Source organism: Bradyrhizobium sp. HKCCYLRH2060 (assembly GCF_051168135.1).
Lineage (GTDB): Bacteria > Pseudomonadota > Alphaproteobacteria > Rhizobiales > Xanthobacteraceae > Bradyrhizobium.
Window position 1 is genome coordinate 128120 of sequence record NZ_JBNPUK010000017.1, and the last position, 14549, is coordinate 142668.

15 protein-coding genes are annotated in these 14549 nt (G+C 65.6%); 12 read left to right on the forward strand and 3 right to left on the reverse strand.

What is annotated here, in order from left to right; genetic code table 11:
• Positions 1-8: 8 nt before the first annotated feature.
• The gene (locus tag ACQR10_RS27405; protein ID WP_316218311.1) at positions 9-2363 is read right to left on the reverse strand and encodes a lytic transglycosylase domain-containing protein; all 2355 of its coding nucleotides are present in this window, start codon (positions 2361-2363) and stop codon (positions 9-11) included.
• A 333-nt stretch (positions 2364-2696) separates the two neighbouring features.
• Here ACQR10_RS27405 and dapA point away from each other — a divergent pair, with 333 nt between their 5' ends.
• Genes dapA through ACQR10_RS27425 form a run of 4 tightly spaced genes read left to right on the forward strand, consistent with a single transcriptional unit; the run spans position 2697 to position 5145 of the window.
• Positions 2697-3587 (forward strand): 4-hydroxy-tetrahydrodipicolinate synthase, encoded by an 891-nt coding sequence (dapA, locus tag ACQR10_RS27410; protein ID WP_316181901.1) that lies wholly within the window; start codon positions 2697-2699, stop codon positions 3585-3587.
• A gap of 28 nt (positions 3588-3615) precedes the next feature.
• A complete protein-coding gene (gene mscL / locus ACQR10_RS27415) occupies positions 3616-4032 on the forward strand; it encodes a large conductance mechanosensitive channel protein MscL (protein WP_316181903.1) in 417 nt (138 codons plus the stop codon).
• Position 4033: 1 nt separating this feature from the next.
• A complete protein-coding gene (gene smpB / locus ACQR10_RS27420; RefSeq protein ID WP_315804006.1) occupies positions 4034-4507 on the forward strand; it encodes an SsrA-binding protein SmpB in 474 nt (157 codons plus the stop codon).
• 56 nt (positions 4508-4563) lie between these two features.
• The gene (locus tag ACQR10_RS27425) at positions 4564-5145 is read left to right on the forward strand and encodes a peroxiredoxin (RefSeq protein WP_315804005.1); all 582 of its coding nucleotides are present in this window, start codon (positions 4564-4566) and stop codon (positions 5143-5145) included.
• A 17-nt stretch (positions 5146-5162) separates the two neighbouring features.
• Here ACQR10_RS27425 and ACQR10_RS27430 read toward each other — a convergent pair whose 3' ends face one another.
• A complete protein-coding gene (locus tag ACQR10_RS27430) occupies positions 5163-5846 on the reverse strand; it encodes a uracil-DNA glycosylase (RefSeq protein WP_316218312.1) in 684 nt (227 codons plus the stop codon).
• Positions 5827-6480: an NYN domain-containing protein gene (locus ACQR10_RS27435; RefSeq protein WP_315804003.1), complete on the reverse strand. Its 654-nt coding sequence runs from the start codon at positions 6478-6480 to the stop codon at positions 5827-5829. Before ACQR10_RS27435 ends, ACQR10_RS27430 begins: the two co-directional genes overlap by 20 nt.
• Before the next feature lie 347 nt (positions 6481-6827).
• Here ACQR10_RS27435 and rpoZ point away from each other — a divergent pair, with 347 nt between their 5' ends.
• The 8 genes from rpoZ to ACQR10_RS27475 all read left to right on the forward strand — a co-directional run bounded on the left by rpoZ (position 6828) and on the right by ACQR10_RS27475 (position 14400).
• On the forward strand, positions 6828-7220 hold the full coding sequence (gene rpoZ, locus ACQR10_RS27440) for a DNA-directed RNA polymerase subunit omega (RefSeq protein WP_006612728.1): 393 nt from the start codon (positions 6828-6830) through the stop codon (positions 7218-7220).
• A 169-nt stretch (positions 7221-7389) separates the two neighbouring features.
• Positions 7390-9690: a RelA/SpoT family protein gene (locus ACQR10_RS27445; RefSeq protein ID WP_316181904.1), complete on the forward strand. Its 2301-nt coding sequence runs from the start codon at positions 7390-7392 to the stop codon at positions 9688-9690.
• Between the two features lie 81 nt (positions 9691-9771).
• Positions 9772-10554, forward strand: coding sequence for a pyridoxine 5'-phosphate synthase (locus ACQR10_RS27450; protein ID WP_316218313.1), 783 nt, complete (start codon positions 9772-9774; stop codon positions 10552-10554).
• Positions 10551-10970, forward strand: a complete 420-nt coding sequence (acpS, locus tag ACQR10_RS27455; RefSeq protein ID WP_315804001.1) for a holo-ACP synthase — start codon at positions 10551-10553, stop codon at positions 10968-10970. The genes ACQR10_RS27450 and acpS overlap by 4 nt, the downstream gene beginning before the upstream one ends.
• 287 nt (positions 10971-11257) lie before the next feature.
• The gene (gene lepB, locus ACQR10_RS27460; RefSeq protein ID WP_315804000.1) at positions 11258-12019 is read left to right on the forward strand and encodes a signal peptidase I; all 762 of its coding nucleotides are present in this window, start codon (positions 11258-11260) and stop codon (positions 12017-12019) included.
• Entirely contained in the window at positions 12016-13101 is a 1086-nt protein-coding gene (gene rnc, locus ACQR10_RS27465; protein WP_316218314.1) for a ribonuclease III, read from the forward strand. The genes lepB and rnc overlap by 4 nt, the downstream gene beginning before the upstream one ends.
• Complete coding sequence (gene era / locus ACQR10_RS27470) at positions 13091-14017, forward strand: GTPase Era (protein ID WP_315803998.1); 927 nt, start codon at positions 13091-13093, stop codon at positions 14015-14017. The genes rnc and era overlap by 11 nt, the downstream gene beginning before the upstream one ends.
• A 2-nt stretch (positions 14018-14019) precedes the next feature.
• Positions 14020-14400, forward strand: a complete 381-nt coding sequence (locus ACQR10_RS27475; protein WP_315803997.1) for a hypothetical protein — start codon at positions 14020-14022, stop codon at positions 14398-14400.
• Positions 14401-14549 lie beyond the last annotated feature (149 nt).

The window sequence follows — 14549 nt, forward strand, 5'->3', positions numbered from 1 at the left end:
CGGTTTCGCTACTCCACCACAGCGCCGCGGCGCAGATCGGCCTCGATCTGTAGCCGCGAGCCGCCGCCGAAGCGGGCGCGATAGACCTGCAGGTTCTCCATCACCCGCTGCACGTAGTTGCGGGTCTCCGCGAACGGGATCAGCTCGACCCAGTCGACGGCATCGACTTTGGGATCGCGCGGGTCGCCATACCGCTCGACCCATTTCCGTACGCTGCCGCGGCCGGCATTGTAGGCCGCGAACGTCATGATGTACGAGCCGCGATAGTCCTCGAGCAGGCCGCCGAGCTCGGCCGCGCCGAGCTGCGCGTTGTAGACCGGATCGGTCTTCATCCGGTTCAGATCGAAGCTGACGCCCGCGCGCTTGCAGACGTAGCGGCCGGCATCCGGCGTGACCTGCATCAGCCCATAGGCCTGGGCCGGCGAGACCACCGCCTGGTTGAAGGCACTCTCCTGACGCGCGATCGAGAAGACCACGCTCGGCTCGACCTCCGGTCCGAGCGAGCGGAACGCAGGAATGCCCGTGACCGGATAGGCGTAATGATCGAACGGCAGCCCGCGATTGAGCGCGGCCTTGCCGACCAGCAGCATCGCCCGCGCATCGCTGTTTCGCGCGGCGGCTTCCGCGATTCCGACCAGGACGTCGGGGTCGCCGTTGTCGCCCATGTCGGCGAAGATCGGGATCGCGACCTCGCCCTCGTCGAGCTCGTACAGCAGTTGCACCGCGCGCACCACCTCGAGCCGCTCGACACCGCGCCCGCGGCCGCTCGGCGCAGCATTGAGGCCGAGCTGCGGCAGGCCGAGCTTCGCCCGCGCCAACTGGCCGTAATAGCTCGTGGACTGCTCGGCCGCCGACATATAGGCCGCGCGCGCCTCCTGCATGCGCCCCATCGCTTCTGCCGCGCGGCCCTGCCAATAACCGGCCCGGGCCAGGGTGGTCGGATTGACGCTGCCGACGCCGATGCGCGCAAAGTGCTGGGCCGCCGTGGCGGGATCGTTGAGGAAGCGCAACGCGATCCAGCCGGCGGTGAATTCCTGCTCGGTCTTGTAGATGTCGCGGTTCGGCAGCGCCGCGTCGCGCGCGATCAGGTAGGCGCTGCGATAATCGCCGGTGTCGATCATCTTGCGCGCCAGCAGGCGGCGCTCGATCCACCATTCGTCCAGATTGTGCAGGCGGCCGGGATCCCTGGGCGCGCTGAGCATCAACTGCGCCGCCTCGGCGAACTTCTCGTCGCGCCGCAGCACCTGGATGCGGCTGAAGATGTAGCCGGCATCGCCGTGCAGCTCGCGCGGCACGGCATCGAGCAGGCTCTGGCTGTTGGAGGCTTTGCGGTAGGTCGCGATTCGCGCCTTTGCGAGCGCCACGTGGCCCGAGCCGAGCCGCCGTGCAGCGCGCATCGCCGCCTCGTGCTCGCTGCCATACAGCAGTGTGTCCATCCGCGCCTTGTGATCGCCGCCCGATAGAAGGGCGCCGTACTGGTCCAGGATGTTGTTCTCGGTCTCCTCGGACATCGCGTCGTTGCGCCAGGCGTCGCGCACCAGGCGCTCGGCGTTGGCGCGGTCGCCGCGATTGAGCATCACCCGGGCCAGCGCGAACTTGCCCTTCGCCGACAGCGGCGATTCGTTCTCGAACCACGACCAGACCACGGAATCGTCGCGCTTGTCGTCCCACAACGCGGCCTCGAGCCGGCGGCGAAGGAAGGTCTGCGACGGCCAGGACGGATTGGCGGTGATGAATGCGCGATAGCGCTCGACGCTGGCATTGTTGTTGTCGCTGCGCAGGATCACCCATTCGGCGAGCTTCCGCGCGACGGGATCCGAGATCGCCTGCACGACCTCGTTGGCGTCGCCGGGCTTGCGCTTGCGGACGAGCTCGATCACGTTTTCGAGCGCCTCCTTGTCGGATTGCGAGGTCGATGACGTCGCAGCGATCGCAGCCGGCACCACGGGCTTGCGGGAGGCGGGCAGGGCGGCATGCTGGCGGACCGGCAGGGCCGCAGCCGCGGCACCGGGCGTGATGTCCCTTGGCGCCGCGCCGGCGCCTTTGGGAGTGTTCTTGATCTCGGCCTTCGCCTCGGCGTGCGCGTCGACCTTGCTCTTCGTCCCGGCCGCCTCGTTGGTGTTCGTCTTGGGGACCGCGCCGCGCGCGATCGGACGCGCCTTCGGCACGGGAACCTTGGCCGTATGAGCCTTGGATCCCGCAACCTTGGACTCTGAAACCTTGGACTTGGCGGCCTGGTCCTTGGCGAGGGCGCCATGTCCGGCGAGAGCCCATCCGAATGTCAGGCCGGCGGCCAAGGACACCGAGAGTGACACCGACAGGGCGGTCGATCGCAATGCAGTGGCGCGGGCAGAAAAGGGCACGGCGTTCCTTTTGCGGCGGATGACTTCGATCCCCTGACCAACATGGGTCTATCGAAAAGGTGAACAAATCCTAAATATACTGGGAAGGACTGCAACCTGCGCCAACACCGCGGCGAAATCACGACCGAAGGGCGGCGTGTGGCCGGCCCGGGGGTTCCGAGAAGGGTGGTTGCCCGGTGCGAAGTGTGCGGGCCGGGCTGTCGCGGGCGCGGCAGAGCGATTCGGGTGCCTGTTGAGAAGGCAGCCCAGCCGCGGGCGGGCCTTCCGCCCCGTCGGTAGACCCGGTATGAAGTGGCTCGCACAGGGGCCAAACGGCGTTTGGGAGGGAGTTTCATGGCAGCCAAGACGAATTTCCGGGGTTCTTTCACCGCCTTGGTCACTCCTTTCAAGAACGGGTCCGTGGACGAGGCCGCTTTTCGCAGCCTCGTGAACTGGCAGATCGACGAGGGCACCAACGGTCTCGTGCCGGTCGGCACGACGGGCGAGAGCCCGACGCTCAGTCATGACGAGCACAAGCGGGTGGTCGAGTGGTGCATTGCCGAGGCCAAGGGGCGGGTTCCCGTGGTGGCCGGCGCCGGCTCCAATTCGACCAAAGAGGCGGTCGAGCTCGCCCAGCACGCCGAGAAGGCGGGGGCGGACGCGGTGCTGGTGGTGACGCCCTATTACAACAAGCCGACGCAGGAAGGCCTGTATCAGCACTTCAAGGCGATCAACGACGCGATCGGCATTCCGATCATCATCTACAACATTCCGCCGCGCTCGGTGATCGACATGTCCGTCGACACCATGAAGCGCTTGTTCGAGCTGAAGAACATCGCCGGCGTGAAGGACGCCACCGCCAGCATGGTGCGGGTGTCGCAGCAGCGCGCCGCGATGGGCGAGGAGTTCAACCAGCTCTCGGGCGAGGATGCGACGATCATCGGCTACATGGCGCATGGCGGCCATGGCTGCATCTCCGTCACGTCGAACGTCGCGCCGCGGCTGTGCTCGGAATTCCACCAGGCCTGGCAGAAGGGCGATGTCGCCACCGCGCTGAAGATCCACGACAAGCTGATGCCGCTGCACACCAACCTGTTCATCGAGTCCAACCCGGCGCCGGTGAAATACGCGTTGTCGCTGCTCGGCAAGATCGAGGAGAAGCTGCGGCTGCCGATGGTGCCGGTGTCGGAGCCGACCCGGGTCGCGGTGCGCGAGGCGATGGTTCATGCCGGACTGATCAACTGAGCCGACGTATCTTGAGGGGGATGCGAGCATGTTGAAGGAATTCCGTGAATTCGCGATGAAGGGCAACGTCGTCGACCTCGCGGTCGGCGTCATCATCGGCGCGGCGTTCGGCGCCATCGTCAACTCGCTGGTCGGCGACGTCATCATGCCGATCATCGGCGCGGTCACCGGCGGCCTGGATTTCTCCAACTACTTTATCCCGCTGTCCAAAGCGGTGAATGCCGGCAACCTTGCCGATGCGAAGAAGCAGGGCGCGGTGCTGGCCTATGGCAGCTTCCTGACGATCACGCTGAACTTCGTGATCGTCGCCTTCGTTCTTTTCATCGTCATCCGGCTGATGAACACGTTGAAGCGGAAGCAGGAGGCTGCGCCGGCCGCTCCGCCGAAGCCCACACCCGAGGTCGAGCTTCTGACCGAAATCAGGGATCTCCTGAAGAAGGCCTGACGTGGCAGACAAGAACGAGCCCAAGATCACCGTCGCCGCAGAGAACCGCAAGGCGCGGTTCAATTATGCGATCGAGGACACCATCGAGGCCGGCATCGCGCTGACCGGCACGGAGGTGAAGTCGGTCCGCAGCGGCAAGTCGACGATCGCGGAATCCTATGCGGATTCGCGCGACGGCGAGATCTGGCTGATCAACGCCAACATTCCCGAATATCTGCAGGCCAACCGCTTCAATCACGAGCCGAAGCGGCCGCGCAAGCTGCTGCTGCATCGCAAGCAGATCAACAAGCTGATGGGCGCGGTCGAGCGCGAAGGCATGACGCTGATCCCGCTCAAGCTCTATTTCAACGAGCGTGGCCGCGCCAAGCTGCTGCTCGCCGTCGCCAAGGGCAAGAAGCTGCACGACAAGCGCGAGAGCGAAAAGAAGCGCGATTGGGGCCGCGAGAAGGGCCGGCTGCTGCGGGCGCGCGGCTAACGAGACCTTTGCCGCGCGCTCCTCGGCGGCACGCCTGAGCCTTGGGACAGCATCCGATGAATCAGAAGAACCTCTTGGATGTCGACTGGAGCCGGATTCCGGCTCCGACCGACGACGGCGCAGCAGATCATCTGGTCGGGACGATCATTCCCGCGATCGGACTGCGTGCCACCGACGACACGCTGGTCACGTTGTCCGATCTGCCGGGACGGACCGTCGTGTTCGCGTATCCGCGGACCGGCGAACCCGGCAAGGTGTCGCTGGTCGAGGACTGGGACATGATCCCGGGTGCGCGCGGCTGCACGCCGCAGACCTGCAGCTTCCGCGACCTGTTCGGCGAGTTGAAATCGGCAGGCGCCGCGCATGTGTTCGGCCTGTCGACGCAGAGCAATGCCTATCAGACCGAGATGGCCTCGCGCCTGCACCTGCCGTTTCCGGTGCTGTCGGACGAAAAGCTCGAGCTGACCAATGCCCTGCGGTTGCCGACCATGGAGATCGCCGGGCTGACCATGATCAAGCGGCTTGCCATGATCGTGGACGACGCCTGCATCACCCACGTGTTCTATCCGGTGTTTCCTCCGGACAGGAACGCGGGCGACGTGCTGGCGTGGCTGAAGGACAACCGCGTCGCCGCGTGAGGATGGGGCGGACCGACCTAATCCAGATCCGCCTTCACACGCGCGAACACGGCGTGGAACATCTCGGTCGTGAGCACGCCGGTGTTCGTATTGTAGCGTGAGCAGTGATAGCTGTCGTACAGCCTGATCCCGCCGGCCTGGTGCACGGCGCCGTGGGCGAAGGGCGCCGCGACCGCGCGCAGGCCCAGCAGCTTCAGCAGCGTGTCGTGGGAGATGCGGCCGAGCGCGACGATGCTGCGCAGCCGCGGCATCGCGGCGATGGTGGCGCCGAGGAAGCTCCGGCACTGGTTGATCTCGGCAGGCAGCGGCTTGTTCTGCGGCGGCACGCAGCGCACCGCGTTGCTGATTCGGCAATCCACCAGCGTCAGCCCGTCGTCGGGACGTGCCTCGAAGCGGCCTTTTGCAAATCCGTAGTGCAGCAGAGTCCCGTAGAGCAGCTCCCCGGCATAGTCGCCGGTGAACGGGCGCCCGGTGCGATTCGCACCCTGCAGCCCTGGCGCGAGTCCGACGATCAACAGCCGCGCGTCTGGATTGCCGAACGACGGCACCGGCGCGTTGAACCATGACGGCTCACGCGCGCGCTGCGCCTCGCGGAATTCCACGAGGCGAGGGCACAGCGGACAGTCTCGATCGGGATTGGTCGAAGACAGGGCAGGCGGCGCAGGCTGAGTGCCCGTCCGCCTAGTCCTCGAAATCGTCATCGTTGGGCGTGGTGGTGGCGGTGGTCGTGGCGCGGGCGGCCGGCGTGGTGGAGCGCTGCAGGAATTGCGGGGAATGGTGGCGCGGCTCGCGCGGGGCGGGGCGCTCCGACGGGTCGCGGCCGAGCTTGGACTGCAACTCCATGAGGTCGGTGAAGACGTCGGCCTGACGGCGCAGCTCGTCGGCGATCATCGGCGGCTGGCTGGAGATGGTCGAGATCACGGTGACGCGAACGCCGCGGCGCTGCATCGCTTCGACCAGCGAGCGGAAGTCGCCGTCGCCCGAGAACAGCACCATCTGGTCGATATGCTCGGCGAGCTCCATGGCATCGACGGCGAGCTCGATGTCCATGTTGCCCTTGACCTTGCGTCGGCCGCTGGCGTCGATGAACTCCTTCGTCGCCTTGGTGACGACGGTATAGCCGTTGTAGTCGAGCCAGTCGATCAAGGGCCGAATCGACGAGTACTCCTGATCCTCGATGATCGCGGTGTAATAGAATGCGCGGAGCAGCGTGCCGCGGCTCTGAAATTCCTTGAGCAGGCGCTTGTAGTCGATGTCGAAGCCGAGCGTCTTGGCCGTGGCGTATAGGTTGGCGCCGTCAATGAAGAGCGCAATCTTGTTGGTCGAAGATGACATTCAGTGTCTCGCGTTCAGTTAGATTCTATTTTGGGCGCGACTCCAGTCGGTCGCGCACTCCATTTCAAGATACTGCCAAGGCGTCGGCGGTCCATCTGGTGTGAGGTTACCGCAAACCGGAGTGATCGGGGCAACAAAGGCGTACTTGTGACGACGTAATGAAGCGTTTTCTTGTCCAAGGCCCGAATTCCGCGGGTCTGGACGGAGCGCCAGTCAAGGTTGCCGAATTCGGTACTCCTTGCCCCTTACCGAACCCTGACGCCAGTTTTGCCTTGCGAAAGCCAGCCAGCCTCTATAACTAGCCCAGCATAATCAGCATATTAAGCACACAAAGGACCGGAGCGACAATGGCGCGCGTCACTGTGGAAGATTGTATCGATAAAGTCGACAACCGGTTCGACCTGGTTCTCCTGGCCGCGCATCGCGCGCGCATGATCTCGTCGGGATCACAACTTACAATTGATAGAGATAATGACAAGAATCCCGTCGTCGCACTCCGGGAAATTGCGGATTCGACCATTTCTCCCGAGGATCTGAAGGAAGAACTGGTGCATTCGCTGCAGAAGTTCGTCGAGGTCGACGAGCCGGAGCCGGACACGGTGCCGCTGATCGGCTCGGCCGGTGCCAGCGTCGATGCCGACGACACCGAGGTCGCCGTCGAGCGCATGACCGAGGAAGAGCTGCTGAAGGGCCTCGAGGGCCTCGCTCCGCCGGAAGAGCAGCCGGAAGAGGACGAGTGACGGTCTCGTCACCGTCAGCGCGAGCTCCAGCTAACTTGTGAGAATGTGAAGGCCCGGACCACGTCCGGGCCTTTGCATTTGAACGTGATTCCGTGATTACCATAGGGCTGCGACAAACGCCTGCCATCCGGCAGATTTGGTCACGAAGATAAAGGTTTAGTCATTTTCCATGGTGGTTTCGGGCCACACTCCTCAGCAGATGCAGGCGGCGGCCGAATCGGCCGCGTTGGCGCCTTCGCCGCCGGCTGAGCGGCCGCGGCCGCCGAAGCCGCGCTCCCGCATGATGCGGCAGTACGATCTCGTGGAACGGGTCCGCTCCTACAATCCGGATACGAACGAGGATCTGCTCAACCGCGCGTATGTGTACGCCATGAAGGCGCATGGGTCGCAGACCCGTGCATCGGGCGACCCGTATTTCACGCATCCGCTCGAGGTCGCGGCCATTTTGACCGACCTGAAGCTGGACGACGCCACCATCGTCGCGGCGCTGCTGCACGACACGATCGAGGACACCGAGGCGACCCGCGCCGAGATCGACCGCTTCTTCGGCCCCGAGATCGGTGCGCTCGTCGAGGGATTGACCAAGCTGAAACGGCTCGAGCTGGTTTCGCGCGAGGCCAAGCAGGCCGAGAATCTGCGCAAGCTCCTGCTGGCGATCGCCGACGACGTGCGTGTGCTGCTGGTCAAGCTCGCCGATCGCTTGCACAACATGCGCACGCTGGAGTTCGTGCCGGAGGCATCCCGGCGGCGGATCGCTGAGGAGACGCTCGACATCTACGCGCCGCTCGCGGGCCGCATGGGCATGCAGGAGATGCGCGAGGAGCTCGAGGATCTCTCGTTCCGGACGCTCGACCCGCAGGCGTACAGCGTGGTGATGCAGCGGCTCGATGCGCTGGCGGAGCGCAATCGCAACCTGATCGGCGAGATCGAGAGCCAGCTGGCCCGCAAGTTTCGCGAGCATGGCCTGACGGCGCGGGTGTTCGGTCGCCGCAAGCGGCCATTCTCGATCTGGACCAAGATGGAACGCAAATCCATCGGGTTCGAGCAGCTGTCCGACATCTTCGGCTTTCGCGTCATCATGCCGGATCTCGAATCCTGCTATCGTGCGCTCGGTATCGTGCATACGACGTGGCCTGTCGTGCCCGGCCGGTTCAAGGACTACATCTCGACGCCGAAGCAGAACGACTATCGCTCGATCCACACGACCGTGATTGGCCCGGGCAAGCAGCGCGTCGAGCTGCAGATCCGCACCGAGGACATGGATCAGATCGCCGAGCTCGGCATCGCGGCCCATGCCTTCTACAAGGACGACATCGCCTCGCCGACGGAGCGGCTGAAGCGCGAATCGAATGCCTTCGCCTGGCTGCGCCACACTATCGGCATCCTTTCCGAGAGCGCCAACCCCGAGGAGTTCCTCGAGCACACCAAGCTCGAGCTGTTTCACGATCAGGTGTTCTGCTTCACGCCGAAGGGCAAGCTCATCGCGCTGCCACGCCACGCAAACGTGATCGACTTCGCCTATGCCGTGCATACCGACGTCGGCAACAGCGCCGTCGGCTGCAAGATCAACGGCAAGTTCGCCGCGCTGTCGTCGGAGCTGCAGAACGGCGACGAGGTCGAGGTGCTGACCTCGGACGCGCAGTCGGCGCCGCCCTCGGCCTGGGAGACGCTCGCCATCACCGGCAAGGCACGCGCCGCCATCCGGCGCGCCACCCGAACCGCCGTGCGCGATCAATATGCCGGGCTGGGCCGGCGCATCGTCGAACGTCTGTTCGAGCGGACCAAGCTCGAATATGCCGACGACAAGCTCAAGGGCGCGCTGCCGCGTCTGGCGCGCGCCTCGATCGAGGACGTGATGGCGGCGGTCGGCCGCGGCGAGATCAAGGCCTCCGACGTCGCGCGCGCAATGTATCCGGACTACAAGGAAGAGCGCGTCGTGCGCTACGGCGCCAAGAAGACGGCCGCCGCGCCGGCAGCCAAGGCTGCCGCGCCTGCGGCCGAGCCCCACCGCGGCCCGTTTGCCATCCCGATCAGCGGGCTCAATTCCGGCCTGCCGGTGAAGTTCGCGCCCAACGGCGGTGCCGTGCCGGGCGACCGCATCGTCGGCATCGTGACGCCGGGCGAGGGGATCACGATCTATCCGATCCAGTCGCCGGCGCTGAAGGATTTCGAGGAGGAGCCAGAGCGCTGGCTCGACGTGCGCTGGGACGTCGACGAGACCTCGCCGCAGCGCTTTCCGGCGCGCATTCGCGTCGAGAACGTTAACGAGCCCGGCAGCCTCGCCCAGGTCGCCACCGTGATCGCCGAGCATGACGGCAACATCGACAACATCAGCATGAGCCGCCGCTCGCCTGACTTCACCGAGCTCACGATCGATCTCGAGGTCTACGACCTCAAGCATCTCTCGGCGATCATCAACCAGTTGCGCGCCAAGACCATCGTGGCGCGGGTCGACCGGGTGAATGGCTAATCTGCGGGGATGGCTGCGGCGTTCTGCTTCGGGATGCGCTAAACAAGCCGTAGTCTACTCGAAAGTCCTGCGAGCCGGCCCATGTCCGATCCGTCGAAGTCACATCCTCCGAAGCTGCGCCTTGGCGTCAACGTCGACCACATCGCCACCTTGCGAAATGCCCGCGGCGGCCGCAGCCCCGATCCGGTGCGTGCCGCGCTGCTTGCGATCGAGGCCGGGGCCGACGGCATCACGGCGCATCTGCGCGAGGACCGCCGGCACATCCGCGACGACGACATGGCGCGGCTGAAGGCCGAGATCTCCAAGCCGCTGAACTTCGAGATGGCGGCCACCGAGGAGATGGTGCGGATCGCGCTTGCGACGCGCCCGCATGCCTGCTGCCTGGTGCCGGAGCGGCGCGAGGAGCTGACCACCGAGGGCGGCCTCGACGTGGTCGGCCAGCACAACGCGCTAGCGCCGGCGATCGCCCGGCTCGGCGATGCCGGCATCCGGGTGTCGCTGTTCATCGCCGCCGATCCGGCGCAGATCGAGATGGCGGCGCGGCTGCGCGCGCCCGTGATCGAGATCCACACCGGCGGCTGGTGCGACGCCGTCACCGACGGCCACCACGACAAGGCGGACGCGGAGTGGGAGCGGATCGTGACCGGCGCCCGGCAGGCCTATGCAGCCGGGCTCGAGGTCCATGCCGGCCACGGGCTCGACTATGCCACCGCCGAGCGGATCGCGACGCTGCCGGAGATCGTCGAGCTCAACATCGGCTACTTCATGATGGGGGAGGCGCTGTTCGTGGGCCTCGCCGAGACCGTCCGCACCATGCGCGCGGCGATGGATCGCGGCCGTGCGCGGTTGGGGACGGCGGCATGATCATCGGCATCGGCTCCGACCTGATCGACATCCGCCGCGTGGCCGAGGTGATGGACCGGCACGGCGAGCGCTTCCTGAACCGGATCTTCACCGCGGCCGAGCGCGCCAAGGCGGAGCGGCGGGCCAAGAACGAGAAGATGGTGGTCGCCACCTACGCCAAGCGGTTCGCCGCCAAGGAGGCCTGCGCCAAGGCGCTCGGCACCGGGATCCGTCAGGGGGTGTGGTGGCGCGACATGGGCGTCGTCAATCTGCCCGGCGGCCGGCCGACCATGCAGCTCACGGGGGGCGCGGCCGAACGGCTGAAGGCGCTGACCCCCGAGGGCCACGAGCCGCGCATCGACCTGTCGATCACCGACGACTGGCCGCTGGCGCAAGCCTTCGTCATAATTTCGGCGGTGCGCCGCGAGACATCCTGACGGGCGGCCGCCCCAGCAGGAAAAACAAAAATGCGATCGATTTCAGCGAGTTATGTAGTTTTGATGCGGCGATTGATTGCGCGGCCCCGCGCAGTCGTCTAAAACCCGCCGGGATCGAACCGGCTGCATCACGGGCGGATTCTGGGTCAAACCGGAGTTGGCCTTAACCACCAGAATCAGGACAGACTCCCTTAAGCCGCGGAACGGTATGGTGTTCGCGGACGGAGGGGTGTTCGGCAACGGCTGGCGAATCGTCGGACCATTCGCCAAGGGACATTGAAAGAGCGATGAGCGTGACCTCCGGAACCAAGACTGAGAGCGGCCTCGGTGAAACCGTTCGTGTCGTCGTTCATGCGCTACTGATCGCGCTGGTGATCCGTACGTTCCTGTTCCAGCCGTTCAACATCCCGTCGGGATCGATGAAGGCGACCCTGCTGGTCGGCGACTATCTGTTCGTATCGAAATATTCGTACGGCTATAGCCACTACTCGATCCCGCTGTCGCCGCCGCTGTTCTCGGGCCGCATCTTCGGCTCGGAGCCGAACCGCGGCGACATCGTCGTGTTTCGCCTGCCGAAGGACGATACCACCGACTACATCAAGCGCGTGATCGGCCTGCCTGGCGACCGCATCCAGGTGCGCGAAGGGCTGCTCTACATCAACGACAAGCCGGTGCAGCGCGAGCGGCTGTCCGACTTCATCGGCGAGGATCCCTGCGGGCAGCCGGACTCGACCGCGCGCGTCAAGCGCTGGAAGGAGACGCTGCCGAACGGCGTCAGCTATGAGACGCTGGACTGCGTCGACAACGGCTATGTCGACAACACCGCGGTGTATACCGTGCCGGCCGGCAACTTCTTCATGATGGGCGACAACCGCGACAACTCGACCGACAGCCGCTTCCTCAGCCAGGTCGGCTACGTGCCGTTCGAGAACATCGTCGGCCGTGCGCAGCTGATCTTCTTTTCCATTGCCGAAGGCGAGCATGCCTGGGCGTTCTGGCGCTGGCCGGTATCGGTGCGCTGGAATCGAATCTTCAAATTCGTGCGATGATCGACGACTCACCCGATATCCAGACCACGCAGGCTGCCGCATCGAGCCCGCAACCCGGCACGGGTGCGCTGGAGGCGTCGCCCAAGGCTGTGTCGCGGCCGAAGTCTGAGATCAAGCCCGAGCAGAAGAGCGAGCCCAAGACCGAGCCCAAGACCGAGCCAAAGGCCGATTCCAGGACCGAGGCGAAGCCGGTCTCCAAGCCAGACATGAAGACCGTCGAGTCCGAATCGGGGCCCGCTGGCCCGACCGACGATGGGGTGGACCCGACCGCGCTCGTTGCCGAGGCCGAATCCGATGGCAAGCCGCGCAGCAAGGCGAAGGGCAGTCGCCGTGCCAAGAGCGCGGGGACCGGCGCCGCCAAGGGCGCCAAGGCCGCGGACAAGGCCGCCAATGCGGCGATCGAGGCGCGCATCGGCCATCACTTTGCCGATCCGTCGCTGCTCAGCACCGCCTTCACCCACGTCTCGGCGCTGAAATCGTCCAAGAAGCGCGGCGACAGCTATCAGCGGCTCGAATTTCTCGGCGACCACGTGCTCGGCCTGATCGTGTCCGACATGCTGTACCGCTCGTTTCCGAGCGCGGACGAGGGGGAGTTGTCGAAGCGGCTCGCCGATCTCGTGCGCAAGGAGAGCTGCGCCGACGTCGCCAAGTCGCTCGGCCTGCTCGACGACATCAAGCTCGGCGCGGTCGGCGCCGGCGCCGGGGCGCGGTTGCGCAAGTCGGTGCTGGGTGACGTCTGCGAGGCGGTGATCGGCGCGATCTTCCTCGACGGCGGCTACACCGCCGCGGCGGGCTTCGTCGAGCGCAACTGGACCGAGCGCATGCACAAGCCGCGGCGCCCGCTGCGCGATCCGAAGACGGTGCTGCAGGAATGGGCGCAGGGCAAGGGCCTGCCGACCCCGGTCTACCGGGAGGTGGAGCGCACCGGCCCGCATCACGATCCGCAGTTCCGTGTCGCCGTCGACCTGCCGGGGCTGGAGCCGGCCGAAGGCATCGGCGGCTCGAAGCGCGCGGCAGAAAAGGTGGCGGCATCTGTCATGATCGAGCGCGAAGGCGTCAGCGGCGGCAGCAATGACGGCTGAACAACAATCGGTGCCGGCTGCCGGGACCCGCTGCGGTTTCGTCGCGCTGATCGGCGCGCCCAATGTCGGCAAGTCGACGCTCGTCAACGCGCTGGTCGGCTCCAAGGTCACGATCGTCTCGCGCAAGGTGCAGACGACGCGGGCGCTGATCCGCGGCATCGTCATCGAGGGGGCGTCTCAGATCATCCTGGTCGATACCCCCGGCATCTTCGCGCCGAAGCGCAGGCTGGACCGCGCCATGGTCACGACGGCCTGGAGCGGGGCGCATGACGCCGATGTCGTCTGCGTGCTGCTCGATGCCAAGAAGGGCATCGACGACGAGGCGCAGTCCATCATCGACAAGGCGGCTGCGGTCGCGCACGAAAAGATCCTGGTGGTCAACAAGGTCGACCTGGTGCCGCGCGAGAAGCTGCTGGCGCTGGTCGCGGCCGCCAACGAGAAGCTGTCGTTCGCGCGCACCTTCATGATCTCGGCGATCTCCGGCGACGGCGTCGACGATCTCAGGCGGGCCTTGGCGGAGATGGTGCCGCCCGGCCCGTTCCATTATCCCGAGGACCAGATGTCGGACGCGCCGATGCGGCACCTCGCGGCTGAGATCACCCGCGAGAAGATCTATTCGCATCTGCATCAGGAGCTGCCCTACCAGTCCACGGTCGAGACCGACAGCTGGACCGAGCGCAAGGACGGCTCGATCCGCATCGAGCAGACGATCTTCGTGGAGCGCGACAGCCAGCGCAAGATCGTGCTCGGCAAGGGCGGCGCGACGATCAAGTCGATCGGCGCGCAGGCGCGCAAGGAAATCGCAGAGATCACCGGCGTGCCGGTGCACCTGTTTCTGTTCGTGAAGGTGCGTGAGAACTGGGGCGACGATCCCGACCGCTACCGGGAGATGGGGCTCGAGTTCCCCAGGGAATGACAATGAGCGTGCCGCGCAACGTGCTGTGGTTCGAAGTGCTGCTCTACATCTCGCTGATGCTGGACGCGCTGTCCGTTGCGGTGTCGGACCGGACGCCGACCTTCGACATGACCGAGGACATGATCACCGCGCAGACCGTGCTCAACGGGGTGGTCATCCTGCTGCTGTTCTATTTCGTCTATCTGGCGGCGCAGCGCCGCAGGAACTGGCCGCGCTGGGTGCTGCTGGGGGCGCTGGTGCTGTCCGACATCTCCCTGGTGCAGGTGATCGGCCAGAAGGGCATGACGCTCGATGCCGGCATCGAGGTCATCTCCTGCGCGCTGACGACGATGGGTCTTTACTACTCGTTCACGGGCGATGCGCGCGGCTGGTTCAACGCGTGACGCTTTGACCGTAAGGGCCGTAGAGCGCGGCGCGCCCACCAAGGTTGGGGGCTAGCGCAGAAGGCCACCAAGACGTCATTGCGAGCGCAGTGTTCAGCCCGGGGACATGGCTGACAGGTGTTCGGAGACATGGTTGACACCTCAAAATT

Excerpts from the sequence above, each read along its gene's own strand:
- ACQR10_RS27430 (WP_316218312.1), bottom strand. The coding sequence starts at position 5,846 with ATGACGATTTCGAGGACTAGGCGGACGGGCACTCAGCCTGCGCCGCCT.
- dapA (WP_316181901.1), top strand. The coding sequence starts at position 2,697 with ATGGCAGCCAAGACGAATTTCCGGGGTTCTTTCACCGCCTTGGTCACT.
- acpS (WP_315804001.1), top strand. The coding sequence starts at position 10,551 with ATGATCATCGGCATCGGCTCCGACCTGATCGACATCCGCCGCGTGGCC.
- rpoZ (WP_006612728.1), top strand. The coding sequence starts at position 6,828 with ATGGCGCGCGTCACTGTGGAAGATTGTATCGATAAAGTCGACAACCGG.
- rnc (WP_316218314.1), top strand. The coding sequence starts at position 12,016 with ATGATCGACGACTCACCCGATATCCAGACCACGCAGGCTGCCGCATCG.
- ACQR10_RS27445 (WP_316181904.1), top strand. The coding sequence starts at position 7,390 with ATGGTGGTTTCGGGCCACACTCCTCAGCAGATGCAGGCGGCGGCCGAA.
- mscL (WP_316181903.1), top strand. The coding sequence starts at position 3,616 with ATGTTGAAGGAATTCCGTGAATTCGCGATGAAGGGCAACGTCGTCGAC.
- era (WP_315803998.1), top strand. The coding sequence starts at position 13,091 with ATGACGGCTGAACAACAATCGGTGCCGGCTGCCGGGACCCGCTGCGGT.
- ACQR10_RS27425 (WP_315804005.1), top strand. The coding sequence starts at position 4,564 with ATGAATCAGAAGAACCTCTTGGATGTCGACTGGAGCCGGATTCCGGCT.
- ACQR10_RS27475 (WP_315803997.1), top strand. The coding sequence starts at position 14,020 with ATGAGCGTGCCGCGCAACGTGCTGTGGTTCGAAGTGCTGCTCTACATC.
- lepB (WP_315804000.1), top strand. The coding sequence starts at position 11,258 with ATGAGCGTGACCTCCGGAACCAAGACTGAGAGCGGCCTCGGTGAAACC.
- ACQR10_RS27435 (WP_315804003.1), bottom strand. The coding sequence starts at position 6,480 with ATGTCATCTTCGACCAACAAGATTGCGCTCTTCATTGACGGCGCCAAC.
- ACQR10_RS27450 (WP_316218313.1), top strand. The coding sequence starts at position 9,772 with ATGTCCGATCCGTCGAAGTCACATCCTCCGAAGCTGCGCCTTGGCGTC.